The 17,917-nt window shown below is 69.6% G+C and carries 18 protein-coding genes; 12 read left to right on the top strand and 6 right to left on the bottom strand.

Features of this window, described 5'->3' with window-relative positions; translation table 11 throughout:
- Nucleotides 1-33 precede the first annotated feature (33 nt).
- The 6 genes from BLW09_RS01495 to BLW09_RS01520 all read left to right on the top strand — a co-directional run bounded on the left by BLW09_RS01495 (nt 34) and on the right by BLW09_RS01520 (nt 4,599).
- Entirely contained in the window at nt 34-390 is a 357-nt protein-coding gene (locus tag BLW09_RS01495; protein WP_089907484.1) for a hypothetical protein, read from the top strand.
- Nucleotides 387-869 carry a hypothetical protein gene (locus BLW09_RS18835; RefSeq protein ID WP_157696879.1) on the top strand — a complete coding sequence of 161 codons (483 nt, stop codon included), beginning with the start codon at nt 387-389 and terminating at the stop codon, nt 867-869. The genes BLW09_RS01495 and BLW09_RS18835 overlap by 4 nt, the downstream gene beginning before the upstream one ends.
- Before the next feature lie 49 nt (nt 870-918).
- Nucleotides 919-2,019: a peptidoglycan-binding domain-containing protein gene (locus tag BLW09_RS01500; RefSeq protein WP_157696880.1), complete on the top strand. Its 1,101-nt coding sequence runs from the start codon at nt 919-921 to the stop codon at nt 2,017-2,019.
- Nucleotides 2,007-2,636 carry an ABC transporter ATP-binding protein gene (locus tag BLW09_RS01505; protein ID WP_157696881.1) on the top strand — a complete coding sequence of 210 codons (630 nt, stop codon included), beginning with the start codon at nt 2,007-2,009 and terminating at the stop codon, nt 2,634-2,636. Before BLW09_RS01500 ends, BLW09_RS01505 begins: the two co-directional genes overlap by 13 nt.
- Nucleotides 2,623-3,660, top strand: coding sequence for a hypothetical protein (locus tag BLW09_RS01510; protein WP_089907489.1), 1,038 nt, complete (start codon nt 2,623-2,625; stop codon nt 3,658-3,660). The genes BLW09_RS01505 and BLW09_RS01510 overlap by 14 nt, the downstream gene beginning before the upstream one ends.
- A gap of 186 nt (nt 3,661-3,846) precedes the next feature.
- The gene (locus BLW09_RS01520) at nt 3,847-4,599 is read left to right on the top strand and encodes a GNAT family N-acetyltransferase (RefSeq protein WP_089907495.1); all 753 of its coding nucleotides are present in this window, start codon (nt 3,847-3,849) and stop codon (nt 4,597-4,599) included.
- 28 nt (nt 4,600-4,627) lie between these two features.
- On the opposite strand, the gene BLW09_RS01525 is transcribed toward BLW09_RS01520, so the two are convergent.
- From BLW09_RS01525 to BLW09_RS01535, 3 genes are all read right to left on the bottom strand, one after another.
- Nucleotides 4,628-5,050, bottom strand: a complete 423-nt coding sequence (locus tag BLW09_RS01525) for a hypothetical protein (RefSeq protein WP_089907498.1) — start codon at nt 5,048-5,050, stop codon at nt 4,628-4,630.
- A gap of 75 nt (nt 5,051-5,125) precedes the next feature.
- On the bottom strand, nt 5,126-6,913 hold the full coding sequence (locus BLW09_RS01530; RefSeq protein WP_089907502.1) for a glycoside hydrolase family 2 protein: 1,788 nt from the start codon (nt 6,911-6,913) through the stop codon (nt 5,126-5,128).
- Nucleotides 6,914-6,964: 51 nt separating this feature from the next.
- Nucleotides 6,965-7,975, bottom strand: coding sequence for a LacI family DNA-binding transcriptional regulator (locus BLW09_RS01535; protein ID WP_089907505.1), 1,011 nt, complete (start codon nt 7,973-7,975; stop codon nt 6,965-6,967).
- 206 nt (nt 7,976-8,181) lie between these two features.
- Here BLW09_RS01535 and BLW09_RS01540 point away from each other — a divergent pair, with 206 nt between their 5' ends.
- The 5 genes from BLW09_RS01540 to BLW09_RS01560 are packed head-to-tail and all read left to right on the top strand — an operon-like array spanning nt 8,182 to nt 13,264.
- A complete protein-coding gene (locus BLW09_RS01540; protein WP_089907510.1) occupies nt 8,182-9,495 on the top strand; it encodes an ABC transporter substrate-binding protein in 1,314 nt (437 codons plus the stop codon).
- The gene (locus tag BLW09_RS01545) at nt 9,488-10,465 is read left to right on the top strand and encodes a carbohydrate ABC transporter permease (RefSeq protein ID WP_089907513.1); all 978 of its coding nucleotides are present in this window, start codon (nt 9,488-9,490) and stop codon (nt 10,463-10,465) included. The genes BLW09_RS01540 and BLW09_RS01545 overlap by 8 nt, the downstream gene beginning before the upstream one ends.
- Entirely contained in the window at nt 10,462-11,358 is an 897-nt protein-coding gene (locus tag BLW09_RS01550; RefSeq protein ID WP_089907516.1) for a carbohydrate ABC transporter permease, read from the top strand. The genes BLW09_RS01545 and BLW09_RS01550 overlap by 4 nt, the downstream gene beginning before the upstream one ends.
- A gap of 2 nt (nt 11,359-11,360) precedes the next feature.
- Nucleotides 11,361-12,329 (top strand): glycoside hydrolase family 43 protein, encoded by a 969-nt coding sequence (locus BLW09_RS01555; protein ID WP_089907518.1) that lies wholly within the window; start codon nt 11,361-11,363, stop codon nt 12,327-12,329.
- Nucleotides 12,330-12,346: 17 nt separating this feature from the next.
- Nucleotides 12,347-13,264 (top strand): glycoside hydrolase family 43 protein, encoded by a 918-nt coding sequence (locus BLW09_RS01560; protein WP_231946986.1) that lies wholly within the window; start codon nt 12,347-12,349, stop codon nt 13,262-13,264.
- Nucleotides 13,265-13,452: 188 nt separating this feature from the next.
- Here the strand turns inward: BLW09_RS01560 and BLW09_RS01565 are convergent, their stop codons facing one another.
- Genes BLW09_RS01565 through BLW09_RS01575 form a run of 3 tightly spaced genes read right to left on the bottom strand, consistent with a single transcriptional unit; the run spans nt 13,453 to nt 16,693 of the window.
- Nucleotides 13,453-14,523, bottom strand: coding sequence for a threonine aldolase family protein (locus BLW09_RS01565; RefSeq protein WP_089907521.1), 1,071 nt, complete (start codon nt 14,521-14,523; stop codon nt 13,453-13,455).
- Entirely contained in the window at nt 14,520-15,251 is a 732-nt protein-coding gene (locus BLW09_RS01570; protein WP_089907524.1) for an SDR family NAD(P)-dependent oxidoreductase, read from the bottom strand. The genes BLW09_RS01565 and BLW09_RS01570 overlap by 4 nt, the downstream gene beginning before the upstream one ends.
- A complete protein-coding gene (locus BLW09_RS01575; protein ID WP_089907527.1) occupies nt 15,248-16,693 on the bottom strand; it encodes a DUF6421 family protein in 1,446 nt (481 codons plus the stop codon). Before BLW09_RS01575 ends, BLW09_RS01570 begins: the two co-directional genes overlap by 4 nt.
- Nucleotides 16,694-16,979: 286 nt before the next feature.
- Here BLW09_RS01575 and BLW09_RS01580 point away from each other — a divergent pair, with 286 nt between their 5' ends.
- Entirely contained in the window at nt 16,980-17,876 is an 897-nt protein-coding gene (locus tag BLW09_RS01580; RefSeq protein ID WP_089907530.1) for an SDR family NAD(P)-dependent oxidoreductase, read from the top strand.
- Nucleotides 17,877-17,917 lie beyond the last annotated feature (41 nt).

A 17,917-nucleotide genomic window follows, 5' to 3' on the forward strand; every position in this document is an offset into this window, starting at 1 on the left:
TCAACTCTACGAGAGTCTTTTCGAGGAGGAGAGATGCGGTTCAAGAAGGCCAGTATCGGAGCTGCGTTCGCGGTCGTGCTGAGTGCAGTATCGGTCGTCACGGCGGCGCCCGCGCATGCTGTCGGGACGGTGAACGGTAAGTGCACGTGGTACGACTCATTCGTCGGCTATAGCTCGGCCACGGGCAACAGCTTCACGGCGGGTGAGAAGCGCCTGTGTGGTGAGGTGAAGATCCGCGTGGGCTACAACGTCTCGGGCGGCTCGGCGCAGTGGACGTTCTGGAAGAAGGGCGACGGGCAGGTCACCCAGCCTGCCGTCGGCTATCGCGTGTTCGGGGGAGAGCACACCGTTACCGACGCGTCCATCGGGAATCCCCTCATCCGCACATGAGCCTGCGCGCATTTCTGCATGCGGCCACTTTGGCGACTGCGCTCTCGCTAGCGGGATGCTCCGCAACGGCGCCCGCGGCCTCGGCCGGTCCCAGCATCTCTCCGCAACAGGCGGCGGCACTTGCCGACGGCGAGGTCACCTGGGACGAGTACGAGGCCGGCTACAACGCATTCGAGGCGTGCATGGCGGATCGGGGTTACCCGATCGTCGACAAACGGCGCAACGGCTACCTGATCGAAGGCGGTATCCCGGGCGCGGCCGTAAATGCCGGAATCGATGCCGAATGCTACGACTACTACTGGGGTCAGGTCGACGGGAACTGGCAGGTCGCGCACGACGATGTGTCATACACGGCCCGCTGGCTCGCGAACTGCCTGCGAAGCAAGGGGATCACGCCGAAGGAGAAGAAGGCGGATAACGCGGACCTTCTCAAGGCCAACGGCATCGAACTCACAGACTGTCCGACGCTTGAGGAGTGAGTCGAGACGACCGGGGCGTCGCCCGGTGTGGAGCGGGATCGTCGGCATCATGCTGGTCGTCGTGCTGTGGGCGAGCCCGGTCGCCGTATTCGTCACCGCGACGCACGGAGCGAAGGCCGAGCAGAAGCGCTCCGTGGAGGGTCCGTCGCCGAGCGTGGTGACCGTCGGGTCCAGACAACCTCAGCAGCGCCAGCCGGTCGACGTGATCCTCGACGAAGGGCCGGAGTCCGAATTGCGCAGTCAGCTGTCGGGAACGGTCACCGGCATCACGTTCGCGCCCACGCAGGTGATCGGGTCCGGTGCCGAGTTGTTCTCGGTCGATGGCCACCCGGTGTTCGCCATGTCGGGTGGGGTACCCCTTCACAGAGATCTCGGCGACGGCGCGTTCGGGGCTGACGTCCAGGCGCTCCAGGCGTTCCTCGCCGACCGCGGCCTGCTTTCGCGCGACATGACGGATGGACGGTTCGGCCCACGGGTCGCCGCTGGTGTCAAGAGCTTCCAGCGCGCAGCCGGGTATGACCCGGACGGCGTCTTCCGGCGCTCCTACGTCTTGTTCGTCCCGCCGGGATTCGGCGCGATCGATTCGGTGAGACTCGTGCTCGGCGATGTCTTGGCGGCGGATCGGGTCGTCGCCGTCGGTTCGCGTCCAGTCCTGTCGGCTCGGCTGGTGCGCAGCGGGTCCCAGCAGGAACCCGCCGTGCAGAGCGGGGCGGAGTCCACCCTCGATGTCGGCGATGGTTCGCTGGCGTTGCCGACTCTGGCGGTGGGAGCGGATCAGCTGGCTCCCCTTCGCGACCTCCTGGTCGCCGGAGTCCGGAGCGGCAGCCTGAACCCACCCGTGAGCGAGGGTGAGTCACCGCGAACGACGACCTACAGCGGCGCCGCTCTCGTCTCATCGGTCGGCGAGGCCCGGGGAACGGTCCCGTCGAGCGCCGTGCTCCTCGGCCCCGACGGGACACGATGCGTCTTCGCCAGCGGATCGACGCGCGGGTGGGCGGAGCGGGGCTCCCGGGTCGAACGATTGGTTTTCGCCGACGCCGATCCAACGGAGCTCGGGGTCACCCTGGTCGACGGCGCGCTGCGCTCCCGCGTCGTTGCGCGCGACGCCGGTTCGCTGCCGCGCGAGGTAAGAGCCCGATGCGCATCCTGATCGAAGACGGGGCCGTGTGCTTTCGCGGCAGGGAGGTGTTCGCGGGATTCCAGGGATGCTTTCCGGCAGGTAGTGTGTCGGCCCTCGTCGGGCCGTCCGGCAGCGGCAAGTCGACTGTCCTCAACGTGTTGGCGGGCGCACAACGGCTCACTCGCGGCGCCGTCTGGCTCGAGGTCGGCGGCGCGCGCCGTACTCCGAGGATGAGCGATGTCGCCTGGGTAGCGCAGGAGGCGCACCTCTTGCGCTCGCGGACGGTCCTGGACAATGCGGCGATCGGCGCACTGAGCGAAGGAGCAGACCTCGCGGCTTCCCGACGGCGCGCCATGGAGGCACTGGACATGGTCGGGATGGCCGAGGCTGCCTCCTTTCCGGCGCGCGCACTCTCCGGCGGAGAGAAGCAGCGGGTCACGTTCGCTCGTGCTCTGGCCAGTTCGCGGCCCATCATCCTGGCCGACGAGCCTTCGGCGAGCCTGGACGCGGCCAACACCAGGACGATCGCACGCCTTCTCGTCGACCTGCGAAGCGCGGCGGTCGTCGTGGTCGCCACGCACGACCCGCTGCTCATGGCCGCGTCCGATCTGCTCGTCGAGTTGAGGCCGACCGATGAGACCGTCTAGCTGGCGTCTGCTCCTGATCGCCCGTGAAGCGCTCCACAACACGTTCTCGCGCAGCGCCAGGGCCGTCGTCCTCGTCGCAGTGGCCGGTCTGCTCGGGTCGGCCGGCCCCGCTGTTCTGGCCGCTGAAGCCGAGGACTTCCGCCGAGACGTCGCAGCTCTCGAGGCGCGGGGAAGCGCCGTGCTCCACCTCGGAGCGTCCAATCCTCGGGCGGCCGTTTCCGTGACCCGGGACTCCTGTGAGGCGCTTTCGCTGCGCTCCGACGTCGAGCGCTCGGGCATTCTCGTCGAAGAAGGCGACCGGTCCATCCCGGAGCTTGGGGCACGTGTGCCCGTATTCGCGGCGAGTACGAGTCTCTTTCCCGGGTTGCATCGCGCCGACGCTCTGGTGGGCAGCCGCCTCGAACCAGCGCAGTATGGCAGGTTCGTGCAGCTGGGAGAGGGTGTTCCGCGACGGGCGATCCCCGCAGGAGTCCAACCCGAGGGCATCCCGACGAACGGATCGATTCTCGTCCCGCTGGCTTCACACGTGGGCACCGCGGAGGCCTGCATCGTCGTGCTCCACCGTGGGGTCGACCCGAAAGAGGCCGGCCCTCTCATCTCCGCGCAGCTCGACGTCAGCGGGGGTGCCGTCTCGGCGATCCCCTCCTTGCAGTTGACCAGCGACCCGCTGCACGAGTGGACCGAACGACCGGGGCAATGGGTGATCCTTCTGTGTGCGGGCGTCGGTGGCCTCACGAGTGCGCTCTTCGCTTTCGCCCGGTCGAGCGAACTCGCGGCCTACCGGATGTCCGGCACCTCACGGTCGTCGCTCGCGCTCATCCTTCTCGGCGAGGAGGCGCTACGCGGCGGGCTGTTCGCCGCGGCCGCGGCGGGGGCGACCTGCGTGGTGGCCCCCCAGCTGCTGAGCGTTCCCGAGGCCGCGCTCTGGGCGTGTGCCGGGGCATCCCTCTGGTGTGTCGTCGCGTCGATCGGCATCGGGCGAGCTCTTGCCGTCCCTGTTCTCGCGCTCGCGCGAGACCGGTGAACTCGCGCTGGCGCTACGAACCGAAGACCGCCTGCAGCTCGGGCCGAGTGGTGACCGGATGTCGCAACTCGCGCTCGTCGAGGCCGAGCCGCTTGAGCATGTGCTTCTCGCTGTGATCCGGGTCGATCTCGATCTCGTCGATCGAGATCGGGATGCTGGGGCCGCCGCCTGCGTTAGCGTCGACAGGTGCACCTGCCTGATGCCGCCGCCCTGGACCGCCTCGCCGACCGCGGCTGGCCCGCGCTGGAGCGCGAGGGCCTGGAGGGGTGGACCTTGCGCGCCGCATCCGGTGTCACGAACCGCGCGAACTCGGTGCTCACCTCCGGTCCCGTCGATGACCCGGGCGCCGCGGTGGATGCCGCCGAGCGGTGGTACGCGGCACGGTCGCTGCCCGCGGTGTTCCAGGTGAGTCCTGCATCGTCGCCCGAGCTGGGCGGCGTCCTCGCCGAGCGCGGGTACCGCGAGCACTCGCAGACCGACATCCTGGTCGCCGACCGGGAGACGGTCGCCGGCGGCCCGGCTGCCGCCGCCCCGGCAACCGCCGCGCCAGTGCGCATCGCCGACCACCCCGACGACGCGTGGCTCGACACCTGGTGGTCCGTCGACGGCCGCGGCGGAGCCGCCGAGCGCGCCGTCGCCGCGCGCATCCTCCGCGGTGGTCCCGCGCTCTACGCCGCCCACGGCGACCCCGCCGCACCGGACGTGGTCGCTCGGCTGGCCATCGTCGACGGATGGGGAGGCCTGTTCGCCGTCGCGACGCGCCCCTCGGCCCGGCGCCGCGGGCTGGCCCGCGCGCTCGTCCAGGCGCTGGCCACCGCATCCGCCGAGCACGGCGTCGACGGCCTGTGGCTCCAGGTGCTCGCCGGCAACACGGCGGCGCACGCCCTCTACGCGTCGCTCGGCTTCCGGCCGGCATCGCGCTACGCCTACTGGTCGTGACCCGCACATTCGGCACGAATGTGCGCCGCTACGCGGACGCCGCGCGATCCAGTCGGTACGACGCCAGGAACGTCCCGGCGTACAGCGCGGCGGCGACGAGGAAGCCCGCGGCCATCACGTAGGACGCCCAGTCGCTGCCGATCGAGATCGTGAGGACGCCCGCCAGGAAGCTGATCACCATCACCACCAGGCCCCACACGGCCAGCCGCTCGCCGACTCCGGCCGCCCGGGCCGCGAGCAGCACGCGGACGCTGACGACCACCAGGCCGATCGCGATCAGCACGTGCAGGATGATGATGATCGCGTCGACGACGCGGAGGAACGTGCTGTCCGGCTCGCCGATGAGGTTGGCCGCCATGCCGAGCAGGTATTGGACGGCCAGAGCCGCCAGCGCCTCCCGGGAGCGGCGACGGAGGTGCGCGGCGGGGCTCACCGCGGCGGATGCAGACATGGGCGCTCCTCGAGGAGAGACGGTTACGGCGACGGCGTCATTCTGCTCTCCCATCGCCCCGCCGCACCAGGGTGCTCACGCTCCGAAGATGGCCCGCAGTTCCTCGATCGGCGCCTTCGGGCGGCGGTCCTCGAAGACGAGCCCGTTGGTCTCCTGGCCGGTGTCAGCCAGCTGCGTGTAGCAGTAGCCCGCCAGAGCGGTGGACGAGCGCACGGCGCCGACGAGGGCGCGCAGCCGCTCCACGAGCTCCGTCGCGCTGCTCGCAGTGGAGTAGCCCCAGGCATCCTCCGGACCGTCTTCGGTGTAGGAGATGCCGCCGAACTCGGTCAGCATGATGGGGACGTCGAGCCGCTGTTCCGCATCGACGACCAGACGGCGGCCGGGAAGCGTGAAGGGTGCAGCGAGGATGCCGTCCCGCGTCGCGTACCGCTCGCGGACCCGCTCCGGGTCGTGGTCGTAGTCGTGGATCGACAGGATGTCGGACGCCGCGTGCTCCCAGCCGTCGTTGGAGATGACCGGCCGGCTCGGGTCGACCGTCTTGGTCAGGTGCACGAGCGCCTTGGCGTAGGACACCATCCGCGGGTCGTGGGCGAGGTGCTGCACGCCCCAGCTCTCGTTGAGGGGCACCCAGGTGACGATCGAGGGATGCGACCGGTCGCGGTCCAGGATCGCCGACCACTCCGCGACGCTGCGCCGAACGGCCTCCGGGCTGAACGCGTACGCTGCGGGCGCCTCGCCCCAGACGAGCAGGCCCAGCTTGTCGGCCCAGAACAGGAACCGCGGGTCTTCGTACTTCTGGTGCAGGCGGGTGGCGTTGAACCCCAGGTCGAGGATGAGCTGGGCCTCGGCGCGCAGGGCGTCCGCGCTCGGCGCCGCCGAGTGCGACGCCGGCCAGTACCCCTGGTTCAGCACAGAGCGCAGGTAGAGGGGACGATCGTTGAGCAGGAAGCGCCCGCCCTCGACGGCGGTCGACCGCAGCCCGAAGTACGACGCGACGACATCGTCGGCGCCCGCAGGGCCGCTCAGCGTCACCGTCGCATCGATGAGCGTGGGATGGGATGGCGACCAGAGCAGCTCCTCGTAGGCCTGCCCGTTGGTCTGGCGGTGGATGCGGAACGGGATCTCCACCTCGCGTCCGTCGATCGCGGTCCGGATGCTCGCGAGCCGTTCTCCTCCCAGCTCCACCGTGATCGTCGCGGTCGTGCCCGTCGGGGCGGGGCGGCTCAGACGGAGCTGTGCTGTGACCTCTCCCGCCGGCACGTCGGTCAGCCAGTGCAGCTGCTCGATCCGCAGCTCGGGCGCCGCCTCCAGCCAGACGGGCTGCCAGATCCCGGTCGTGCGGTGGTACCAGATGGAGTGCGGGTGATGCCGCCAGTCCTGCTTGCCGCGCGGTTGCGCCACATCGGCCGGGTCGTCCTGGGCGCGGACCGTGATCGAGACGTCGCCGTCTCCGGCGAGGTCGGTGATGTCGAGGACGAAAGGGGTCGAGCCGCCCTCGTGGCTTCCGGCGGAGCGCCCGTCGACCCAGACCTCGCACGCGTGGTCGACCGCGCCGAGGTTGAGCAGCAGCCGTTCGCCGGCCGGGATCTCGTCTCTCAGCACGGTGCGCTGGTACCAGACCACCGGATGGAAGCCGGTGTCGCCCACGCCGGACGCCTCGGACTCGAACGGGAACGGCACCTGGATGACACCGGGCAGCGAGCGGGACGACTCCCAGTGCTCGCGCCGGCCGCGGTCGTCGTCGTCGAACGCGAACGTCCACGGACCGGAGAGGTCGAGCCAGTCGGCCCGGACGAGCTGCGGCCGCGGGTAGCGGCCGTCCTGGGCGGTGGCCGCGTCCGTGCGGCGTTCCTCGGTGAGCATCCCATTAGCATGCACGATTCATGCAGCGCTGTAAAGTCGGAAAACCGACCGTCAGGGGAGGGCGGGCGCGCTCTCGCGCGTGACGAGCGAGAAGGGCGCGAGCTCGTGGCGGCCCATGCCGTCGAAACCGCCGACGCGCTCGAGCAGCATCTCCACCGCACGCGACGCCAGGCCCCGCATGTCAGGCGCGACCGAGGTGATCGACGGGTAGGTGACGGCCGTCATCGGCGTGTTGTCCCATCCCGTCACCGCGACATCGTCGGGCACGCGGATGCCGCGCTCCTGCAGGGCGCGCAGGGCGCCGATCGCAGCGAGGTCGTCGCGGCAGACCAGGCCGTCGAACCGCAGCCCGGCGTCGAGGGCCGCGCCCACCGCGCGCACGGCGTTGCCCGCCGAGACCGAGATGCTCGAGATCAGCAGCTCCGGCTCCGCGGTGATGCCCGCGTCCTCCAGGGCCTGCTGATAGCCGGCGATGCGGAGCTTCGAGGTCCGCGTCGGCCGTGCGCTCTCGTGCCCGGCGAACGCGATGCGTCGCCGCCCGAGCGCCAGGAGGTGCTCCGTCGCCGCCTTGGCGGCCTCCACGTTGTCGATCATGATGCGATCGACGGTCAATGGTGCGGCGTTCTCGCCCAGCACCACCAGCGGGATGTCGGTGCGCGACTGCGCCAGCTCGGCGGAGTTCATGACGCTCGGCTGGAAGATCATGCCGTCGACCAGCCCGGACTCGCCGGCGGAGACGACCGCGCGCTCGCCCTCGATCGTCCCCTCGGTCTGCTCGAGCAGGACGCGGTAGCCGCGTCGCTCCGCCTCGTCGGCGACCACGCGGGCGAGTTCGGCGAAGTACGGCAGCGTCACGTCGGCGAAGGCCAGCGCGAGCAGGCCGGTGCGGCCGGTGGCGAGCCGTCGCCCCATGATGTTGGGGCGGTAGCCGAGCTCGTCGATCGCGCGCTGCACGCGCTCCCGCATGGCCGGGCTGACGTGCGCGTAGTTGCGGACGACGTTGGAGACGGTCTTCATGGACACGCCCGCGTGCTCCGCCACATCCTGCAGCCTGACGGCCATGGCACCTCTCCCTCCGCGTCGGCGATCGGTTCCTCGCGGGGTCACTCTACAGGGACCCATCCAATGCAGGCATCGTGAGGTTGACACGCCGTGTTCAGCGCTGTAAATTCGCCAAGCACGCCGAGAGTACCGGCTCCAGCACCACCGATCACGCCGCCGCCCCGACGGAAGGGCTGCGTGAAAGGCTCACTCAAGGGAGAGATCACATGAAGAAGCGATTCGCCGCACGCGCGATCGCGGTGGCGGTCACCGCGGGCCTCGGGCTCGCGCTGACGGCCTGCGGAAGCAGCGCCGGGTCAGGGGGAGCGGAAGTCTCCTCCGGCACCTACGACGGGCCGAAGGTCACCATCAGCTTCTGGAACGGCTGGACGGGCGGCGCAGCCCCCGTGCTGGTGCCGAAGCTCATCGACAAGTTCAACTCCGAGCACAAGAACATCGTCGTCAAGGACGTCCCGATGGAGTGGGCGGACATCGCCCGCAAGATGCCGCTCGCGGTCAAGGCCGGGAAGGGCCCGGACGTCGCGGTCGGACACGGCGACGACATCGCCACCTACGCGGCTCAGGGTCTCGTCCTCAAGGCCGACTCGATCGTGAAGTCCCTCGGCTACCAGGCGAGCGACTTCCCGGAGGGCCTCCTCGACGCGGGCAAGTACAACGGCGGTCAGTACGCCGTTCCGTGGAGCGTCACCCCGCTCGGCCTCTACGTCAACAAGGACGTGCTGTCGGCGGCAGGCGTCGACCCGAACACGATCCCGCAGGACAAGGACTCCTACCTGGCGGCGCTCGAGAAGCTGAAGGCGGCGGGCGTCCAGGGCGAATGGGTCGACGGCTACGTCTTCACCGGCACCTTCGAGTTCGAGAGCCTGCTGTGGCAGTTCGGCGGCGACCTCTTCGACAAGGACGTCACCAAGGCGACGTTCAACTCCGAGGCGGGAGTCAAGGCCCTGACCTGGATGACCGACCTCATCAAGCAGGGCTACAGCCCGGCCGACGTCGCGCAGGACGGCAACATCAACGCCCTCATCGCCGGCAAGACCGCGTTCAACTGGAACGGGGTCTGGCAGACCACGAACACCGCGTTCGACAAGCTGAAGTGGCAGGCCGTCGCGGTGCCGCAGATCGGTGACCAGAAGGCCGTCTGGTCGAGCTCGACCCACTGGATGTTCATGAACAACAAGGGTCAGGACAAGAACAAGACCGCGGCCGCCGCGACGTTCGTCAAGTGGATGAACGACAACTCCGCCGACTGGCCGCAGACCGGTGAGCTCCCCGCCAAGAACTCGGTCCGCGATGACCCGAAGCTGGTGCAGGACTACCCGAACCTGAAGCCGTTCCTGGACGAGCTGAAGTACGCGCACTACGAGCCGATCGCCCCCGGCATCACCACGGTCGAGGCGACCATCACCACCGCGGTGAACGAAGCCATCACCGGCAAGAAGGACCCGAAGCAGGCGCTGGACGACGCTGTGGCGAAGGCCGACACGCTGCTGAAGCAGAACAAAGAGAAGTACGGTGACTGACACCGCTTCGATCGTGGCGCCCCGGGAGACCGGGGCGCCACGCCCGCTCCGCTCGGGCCGTGCCCGGCGCCCCGGCGCTCCGCGCCGCACGGGTGTCGCCTACCTGTTCCTGGCGCCGTTCCTCATCCTGTTCGTCGTCTTCGTTCTGGCGCCCGCCGTCTTCGGCCTGTGGATCAGCCTCACCAACTGGAGCCCGTTCCGGGTCACCCAGTCCTTCGTCGGGCTGAAGAACTACCTCGACCTCTTCACCCCCGGCAGCGCCACCTCCGGCGACTTCTGGCAGTCGATGTCGGCCACCGGCATCTTCACGCTGGCGAGCGTGCCGTTCCTGCTCGTCATCCCGCTGCTGGTCGCCGTGCTGCTCAACCAGCGCATCCGTGCCGGCGCGTTCTTCCGCGGCGTCTTCTTCGCGCCGTACGTGCTCGGCGTCGCCGTCATCGGCGTGATCTGGAAGTACCTCCTCGACACCCAGTCCGGCATCATCAACCACCTGCTCGGGATGATCGGCCTGCCCGACAACCTGCCGTGGACGGTCGACACGCCCTGGGTCTGGGTCACGCTGGCGGGCGTGACGGTCTGGTGGACGATGGGCTTCAACACCGTCATCATCCTGGCGGGGCTCAAAGGCATCAGCCCCGACCTCTACGAGGCCGCAGCGCTCGACGGCGCGGGTGCCGTCCGCCAGTTCTTCAGCGTGACGCTCCCCGGCCTCCGCCCGGTGATGACCTTCGTCATCACGATCACCATCTTGGCAAGCGCCAACATGTTCGGTCAGTCGTTCATCATCACGAAGGGCGGCCCGGGCAACGAGACGCGCACGGCGATCATGTACATCGCAGACCAGGGTCTCTCGCAGAACAACATGGCCGCCGCCTCGGCGATGAGCTACGTGCTCTTCGCGTTCCTGGCGATCATCAGCATCGTCAACTTCCGGCTTCAGCGGGAGCGGGCAGAGAAGAGCGCCTCATGACGACGACCGCCCCCGAGAAGCAGACCGAGCAGCGACCGGCCCCGGTGCGCGCCCGGCGCAAGCAGACGCCGCAGGTCGCGCTCCGCAAGAGCGTGCTCTACGCCGTCCTGATCGTGCTCGCGCTCGTCGTGATCCTGCCGCTGCTGTGGATCCTGCTCACGTCGTTCAAGACGGACGGCGACGCGATCCGGAACCCGTACTCGGCTCTGCCGAACCCGTTCTCGTTCGACGCGTACACCACGCTGTCCAGCGGGCAGCAGCCGGTGTTCCGTTGGTTCCTCAACAGCCTCGCGGCGGCGGCGCTGCAGACGATCATCATCCTGGTGACCGCCTCCATGGCCGCGTACGCGCTGGCCCGGCTCGAGTTCTGGGGCAAGCGGATCGTCTTCGGCCTGATCGTCGCGACGCTGCTCGTGCCGCCGGTCATCTTCCTCATCCCGAACTACCTGATCGTGCAGAACCTCGGCTGGCTCGACACGATCTGGGCGATCACCATCCCGGGCGCGGCCAGCGCGTTCGGCGTGTTCTTCCTCCGGCAGTTCTTCGTGGGCCTTCCGGCGGAGATCGAGGAGGCGGCGCGGATCGATGGAGCAGGGGACTTCCGCATCTTCCTGCAGATCGTCCTGCCGCTGGCGCGACCGGCGCTCGCGACGCTCGCGGTGCTGAGCTTCCTCGCGAACTGGAACGACTTCCTGTGGCCCGTCTACGTGCTGCTGAGCCCCGAGAACCTGACCCTGCAGCCCGGACTGTCGCAACTGCAGGGCGCGTACTCCACCCACTACGCCATCGTCATGGCGGGCGCGGTGATCGCGTCGGTGCCGGTGCTCATCCTGTTCTTCTTCGCGCAGAAGCAGATCGTCGAGAGCGTCGCCACCAGCGGGGTCAAGGGGTGAGGATGCGCCGAACGGCCGCCGCCGCGACCGCGGTCATCGCTCTCGCGGCGGCGCTCGCCGGATGTTCGGCGGGATCCGGGCCGAGCGCGTCGCCGTCGACGGAGGTCGCTCCGTTCCAGATCGACAGCGACTTCCCCGATCCCGGCGCGCTCGTCGTGGGGGATCGCGTGTACGCGTACGCGACGAACACCGCGGCCGTGAACGTCCAGGTCGCCACCTCCTCCGACATGAAGACCTGGACCCTGAGCGAGCAGGATGCGCTGCCCCAGCTGCCGTCGTGGGCCGTGAAGGGCAAGACCTGGGCCCCCGGCCCCGCCCAACTCGCCGACGGGCGCTTCGCCCTCTACTTCACGGCATCGGATGCGGCCAGCAGGTTCCAGTGCATCGGCGTCGCCTTCGCCGACCGCCCGGAGGGCCCGTTCGCCTCCACGGCCGACAAGCCCCTCGTCTGCCCGGTGGACGAGGGCGGCGCGATCGACGCCAGTGTGGCCGCCGACGGGACAGGTCAGCGGTACCTCGTGTGGAAGAACGACGGCAACTGCTGCGGCTACGACACGTGGATCTCCGCTCAGCCGCTGTCGGCCGACGGCGCCGCTCTGACCGGACAGCCGACGCGGCTGATCAAGCAGACCGAATCGTGGGAGGGCACGCTCGTCGAGGCGCCCGTGATCGTGCGGCACGACGACGAGTACGTGCTGCTCTATTCGGCCAACGACTACGCCGACTCCTCGTACGTCACGGGCGTCGCCACGGCGAAGAGCCTGCTCGGTCCGTACACGAAGCAGAAGGAGCCGTTGCTCTCCACTCCCGGGTCGAAGGGCCGCTACCTCGGCCCCGGGGGCGAGGATCTCGTGACCTTCCGCGGCCGCGACTGGATGCTGTTCCACTCGTGGGACGAAGCGTTCGCCTATCGCGGCATGCACGCCGTCGCGGTCACGTGGAAGGACGGCCTGCCGGAGCTCGCGCCGTGACCGGTGACGGTCTCCGCGTGACCCGGCACTGGGGCCCGGTCTGGGAGGGGTACTTCGCCGACCCGTTCGTGCTGCGCCTCCCCGACGGCGGGTATGTCGCGTACGGCACCCACCCGGGCAGCGAGGCCGACCGCGTGTTCGAAGCGCTGCGCTCCCCCGACCTGGTCAGGTGGGAGAGCGCAGGGGCCGTGCTGGACCGTGTCGACGATCGGCTCGGGGCCGACTACTGGGCCCCCGAAGTCGCCTGCGCGCACGGCGCCTACTGGATGTACTACTCCGTCGGACGCGGGATCGACGGCCACCACCTGCGGGTGGCGCACGCGGAGTCGCCGGTCGGGCCGTTCCGCGACCTCGGCGTCGACCTGACACCGGACGAGCTGTTCGCCATCGACGCGCACCCGTTCCAGGACGACGACGGACGCTGGTACCTCTTCTTCGCGCGCGATGTGCTCGACCACGAGCGCCCGGGCACTCACCTCGCCGTCGCGCCGCTGGCCGAGGGGATGACGTCCCTGGCCGGCCCGCCCGTCCCGGTGCTCGCCCCGGATGCCGACTGGCAGCTGTACGAGCGCGACCGCCTCATCCACGGCCGCCGCTTCGACTGGCACACGCTCGAAGGGCCGGCGGTGCTGCGTCGCGGCGACCGGTACTGGCTGACGTACTCCGGCGGTGCGTGGACCGGCCCCGGCTACGCCGTCGGCGTCGCGAGCTCCGCGCATCCCCTCGGCCCGTGGAAACACGTCCACCAGCCGGCGCTGCTGGCGAGCGGCGGCGACCTGCGCGGTCCCGGCCACAACTCGCTCACTGTCGCACCGGACGGCACGGACGTGATCGCCTTCCACTCCTGGAACGAGAGTGCGACGGCGCGCCAGCTGCACCTGGGCGCGCTGCGGGTGGAGCGCGATGTCCGCGTGGAGCCGAGCATCCGCCGTTAACCCACGATGCCGGGCTGTGGGAAGACTAGGGTTCTTCACACGGCCCGGCATACGTTTCGGGGTTACGCCGGATGGATATTCGGGTTCCTCCGCCGCTCTTTGAGACTACAGCAAAAGTCGCATTTATGTGGGTCAAATGGAGGACAATTTTGTACCCCGGTCTGCCCCCAGTGCGAGGGTGAGCCCTCTCAGGCCCCGAGCTCCTGGACCAGCGCCGCCACGAAGGCGTCGATGTCCTCCTCCGTGGTGTCGAACGCGCACATCCAGCGGACCTCGTTGTTGGCCGCATCCCAGTCGTAGAACCGGAAGTGCTGACGCAGCCGGTCGGCGACACCGGTCGGCAGGGTCGCGAAGACGCCGTTGGCCTCCGTCTTCTGGCTGAATCCGACACCCTGGATGCTGCCATCGGCGATGCCCGCCTCGAGCGCCGTGCGCAACCGCGTCGCCATCGCGTTCGCGTGCGCGGCGGAGCGCAGGTACAGGTCGTCGGTCAGCAGGGCGATGAGCTGTGCGGAGATGAAGCGCATCTTCGACGCCAGCTGCATGTTCAGCTTGCGGAGGTAGATCATCCCCTCCGACGCCTGCGGGTTCAGCACGACGACGGCCTCGCCGTAGAGCATGCCGTTCTTGGTCCCGCCGAAGCTGAGGACGTCGACGCCGGCGTCCGTGGTGAACGCCCGCAGCGGCACGCCGAGGGTCGCGGCTGCATTCGAGATCCGGGAGCCGTCCATGTGCAGCTTCATGCCGCGCGCGTGGACGTGCTCGGCGATCGCCCGCACCTCCTCAACGGTGTAGGCCGTGCCCAGCTCGGTCGTCTGCGTGATCGACACCACCAGCGGCTGGGCGCGGTGCTCGTCGCCCCAGCCCCACGCCTCGCGGTCGATGAGCTCCGGGGTCAGCTTGCCGTCGGTCGTCTCCACCGGGAGCAGCTTGATGCCGCCCACCTTCTCGGGCGCACCGGCCTCGTCGGTGTTGATGTGGGCGGTCTTCGCGCAGACCACGGCGCCCCAGCGGGGCAGCATCGACTGCAGACCGACGACGTTCGCCCCGGTGCCGTTGAACACCGGGTACACCTCGACGCCCTCGCCGAAGTGCTCGGCGAACACCTCGTGCAGGCGGGCCGTGTAGACGTCCTCGCCGTAGGCGATCTGGTGGCCGTTGTTCGCGGCCGCGATGGCGTCGAGGACCTCGGGGTGGACACCCGCGTAGTTGTCGGAGGCGAAGCCGCGGAGGGTGAGGTCGTGGAGTTGAAGCGTCACGACTCCATCCTCGCAGGCTCCAGGGGGATGCGTCGGCCGTTGACCGCCGCCGCGTCCTGCTCCCACAGGCGCACGACCTCGTCACCGAGCCGCGACTCGAGGCCCTCGAGCGTCTTCACCACGAAGACGGTTGCCGCCGACTGCGGCGCCTGCTTGGCGAAGCCCTGCGCGATCGCGCGCACCCACGCATCCGCCGCCGCCTTCGCCGCAGCGTAGTTCGCGCCGCCCGGGTACGGCTTCTCGACCGCGGTCGACGAGACGATCGCCAGCCGGCCGGCGGGGGAGGCGGTGAGGTCGTCGAAGAAGATGCGGCTGGTGTTCCGGAGGGTGCGGAAGCTCCGCTCCAGGAACTCCCAGTCCTCGTCGCTCTGGCCCTCGATCCCTCCGCCGCCGCGCCAGCCGCCGACGAGGTGGATGAGGCCGTCGATGCGACCGAACTTCAGGTGGATGCGCATGGCCAGTTCGGTGACGGCGTGCCAGTCGGCGAGGTCGCACGCGCGGGTCTCGACGCCCGGGACGGCCGCGGCCAGCGCATCCAGCGCCTCCTCCCGCGTTCCGACGGCGAGAACGGTCGCGCCGGCCGCGACCAGCGCACGGGCGACGGCTTCGCCCGAGGCGCTGGTGGCGCCGGCGATCAGCACGAGACGACCGCGCGCGGAGTCCGCGTCCAGCGGCCCGGCCTCCGAAGAGGGCCGGGCCGCCTGGTCGGCCGAGGGGGCGTCCGTCATGCGGCGTCTGTCGTCCCGGTGATGCCGGCCGTCGACTCGATGACGGCGGCCATCTTCTTGTTCAGCGCCTCATAGAACATCGAGAGCGGGAACTCGTCGTCCAGCACCTGGTCGGTGTAGCCCTTCGGCGGCCCGGCCAGCACCTCGTCCGGCAGTCCACGCGCCCAGTTGGAGGCGGGATGCGGGGTGAGGGTCTCGGTGAGCATCTCGTAGGCAGCCAGCCAGTGCGCCACCTTCGGGCGGTCGATCGAACGCCAGTACAGGTCGTTGATCCGGTCGCTCAGGGCGACGACCACGTCCGGCACGTTCTCCCAGTCGATGGTGAGCTGGGTGTCCGTCCAGTGCAGAACGTCGTGCTGGTGCATCCACGCGAACAGCAGCTGACCGCCGAGCCCGTCGTAGTTGCGGACGCGGCTGCCGGTGATCGCGAAGCGGAAGATGCGGTCGAAGATCACCGCGTACTGCACGAGGTGCGCGTGGTCGCGGATGGCACGCTGCGCCTCCGAGAGCTCGGCGTCGGGCAGGGCGCTGAGCTCGCGCTCCAGCTTCACCGACTCGCGGAACGCGGTCAGGTCGCACCGCAGCTCCTCCAGCGAGTAGAGGAAGAACGGCATCCGCTGCTTGATCATGAACGGGTCGAACGGCAGGTCGCCGCGCATGTGGCTGCGGTCGTGGATGATGTCCCACATCACGAAGGTCTCCTCCGTGAGGTGCTGGTCGTCCAGCATCGCGGCCGCGTCGCCCGGGAGCTCCAGCTTCGTGATCTCCGCGGCCGCGCGCACGACCCGGCGGTACCGTGCGGCCTCGCGGTCCTGGAAGATCGCGCCCCAGGTGAAGGCCGGGATCTCGCGCATGGCGACGGTCTCGGGGAAGAGCACGGCCGAGTTGGTGTCGTAGCCCGGCGTGAAGTCGACGAAGCGCAGGGCGACGAACAGCTTGTTGCCGTAGTCGCCCGCCTCCAGCTCCGCCACGAACTCCGGCCAGATCACCTCGACCAGGAGCGCCTCGACGTGACGGTCGGCGCTGCCGTTCTGTGTGTACATCGGGAACACGACCAGGTGACCCAGTCCATCCACGCGGTGCTGCTGCGGCTGGAACTCGTTGAGTGCGTCGAGGAAGTCGGGCACACCGAAGCCCTCGTCCGCCCAGCGCGTGAAGTCGCGCTGCAGCGCCGCCAGGTAGGACGCGTCGTGCGGGAACGCCGGTGCGAGTGCGGCGATCGAGTCGACGATGGTGCGGACGTGCTCTGCGGCGGCCGGGCGGTCGGACTCCTGCTCGACCGAGCCGTCCTTCACCTGAAGCGCCTGCAGTGCGACGGCGGCGTCCTTGAGGCGCAGCCAGGCGGGGTCGTTCGCCACCTCGCGGACCGGGCGGGCGTCCTCGACGACCTCGGGCTCCCCGACAATGGCGTCTGCGGTGAAGTGCTGGACGAATTGAGACATGACGAACCTCCCGTCGCTGGTCGGCCGCTCGCACGCGGCAGTCGTGTGGATGAATCGAGCCTATCCGGGGATCGCGAGCGTTTTGTTGCCCATCCCGGCGGAAAACTGCGCCCTCCGCGCTCAGAGCGCAACAAACCCTCCCGTCCGCTCCCTGGCTCTCCGCCCGCCGTCGAGTCCGCACAGATTGCACGCGAAACGCCGTTGGGGCGTGCAAAGTTCGCGTACTCGACGGTGGGCGGAGAGCGCGGGGAGGCCGCAGGGGTGTGGACGCTGCGATGATGGGGGCATGGCGAGAACGGTTCGCGGTGCGCGCGTGCTCATCACCGGGGCGGCCTCCGGCATGGGGCGGCTGTACGCCGAGCGCGCCGTGCTCGAGGGCGCGCGAGCGGTCGTGCTCTGGGACCGGGACGAAGCGGCGCTCGCCGAGCTGACCCATCGACTGCGCCGCGAGGTGCTCGCCGGACGCACCGCGGCGGCCTGGGGCGCGCCCCCGCGATCGCCGAGTTCCGCGGCCGGACGAGCGGCGACGAGCGTGCTGCCCTACGTCGTCGACCTCGCCGAGCTCGGCGCGATCGCGCAGACCGCGCAGGCGGTGCGCAAGGAGATCGGCGGCATCGACGTGCTCATCAACAACGCGGGCATCGTCCGGGGCAAGTACTTCTGGGAGCATGACAACGGCGACGACACCCGTCCCACGATGCAGGTCAACGCTCTCGCCCCGATGTACGTCACGCGCGAGTTCCTGCCCGGGATGCAGCGCAGCCCCCGCGAGGCCCGCATCGTCAACATCGCCTCCGCAGCCGGGACGATCGCGAACCCGCGGATGAGCGTCTACGCCGCCAGCAAGTGGGCGGTGATCGGCTGGAGCGACAGCGTCCGCCTCGAATTGCAGCAGCAGGGCTTCGGCCACGTGAAGGTGACGACGGTCGCCCCGAGCTACATCGACACCGGGATGTTCGAGGGCGCCCGCGGGCCGCTCCTGACCCCGGTGATGCGCCCCGAGTACGTGGTCGACCGGGTCTGGCGCGCGATGCTCGCCGGACGCCCGATGCTGATGCTGCCGTGGACGGTCGGGCTGGCCCGGACGCTCCGCGGCGTCCTCCCGACGCGCGCCTGGGACGTCGTCGCGGGCCGCGTTTTCGGCGTGTACGACTCTATGGAGGGGTTCACCGGGCGGCAATAGCGGCCGCCGGGACTCCCTTTTCTGTACGAACTCACATACAG

This window comes from Leifsonia sp. 21MFCrub1.1, assembly GCF_900107895.1.
Classification (GTDB): domain Bacteria; phylum Actinomycetota; class Actinomycetes; order Actinomycetales; family Microbacteriaceae; genus Leifsonia; species Leifsonia soli.

Bases quoted from the DNA above. Each gene is read 5' to 3' on its own strand.
- BLW09_RS01525 (WP_089907498.1), bottom strand. From the start codon at position 5,050: ATGTCTGCATCCGCCGCGGTGAGCCCCGCCGCGCACCTCCGTCGCCGC.
- BLW09_RS01510 (WP_089907489.1), top strand. From the start codon at position 2,623: ATGAGACCGTCTAGCTGGCGTCTGCTCCTGATCGCCCGTGAAGCGCTC.
- BLW09_RS01570 (WP_089907524.1), bottom strand. From the start codon at position 15,251: ATGACGGACGCCCCCTCGGCCGACCAGGCGGCCCGGCCCTCTTCGGAG.
- BLW09_RS01530 (WP_089907502.1), bottom strand. From the start codon at position 6,913: ATGCTCACCGAGGAACGCCGCACGGACGCGGCCACCGCCCAGGACGGC.
- BLW09_RS01550 (WP_089907516.1), top strand. From the start codon at position 10,462: ATGACGACGACCGCCCCCGAGAAGCAGACCGAGCAGCGACCGGCCCCG.
- BLW09_RS01575 (WP_089907527.1), bottom strand. From the start codon at position 16,693: ATGTCTCAATTCGTCCAGCACTTCACCGCAGACGCCATTGTCGGGGAG.
- BLW09_RS01505 (WP_157696881.1), top strand. From the start codon at position 2,007: ATGCGCATCCTGATCGAAGACGGGGCCGTGTGCTTTCGCGGCAGGGAG.
- BLW09_RS18835 (WP_157696879.1), top strand. From the start codon at position 387: ATGAGCCTGCGCGCATTTCTGCATGCGGCCACTTTGGCGACTGCGCTC.
- BLW09_RS01500 (WP_157696880.1), top strand. From the start codon at position 919: ATGCTGGTCGTCGTGCTGTGGGCGAGCCCGGTCGCCGTATTCGTCACC.
- BLW09_RS01540 (WP_089907510.1), top strand. From the start codon at position 8,182: ATGAAGAAGCGATTCGCCGCACGCGCGATCGCGGTGGCGGTCACCGCG.
- BLW09_RS01555 (WP_089907518.1), top strand. From the start codon at position 11,361: ATGCGCCGAACGGCCGCCGCCGCGACCGCGGTCATCGCTCTCGCGGCG.
- BLW09_RS01535 (WP_089907505.1), bottom strand. From the start codon at position 7,975: ATGGCCGTCAGGCTGCAGGATGTGGCGGAGCACGCGGGCGTGTCCATG.
- BLW09_RS01495 (WP_089907484.1), top strand. From the start codon at position 34: ATGCGGTTCAAGAAGGCCAGTATCGGAGCTGCGTTCGCGGTCGTGCTG.
- BLW09_RS01580 (WP_089907530.1), top strand. From the start codon at position 16,980: ATGGCGAGAACGGTTCGCGGTGCGCGCGTGCTCATCACCGGGGCGGCC.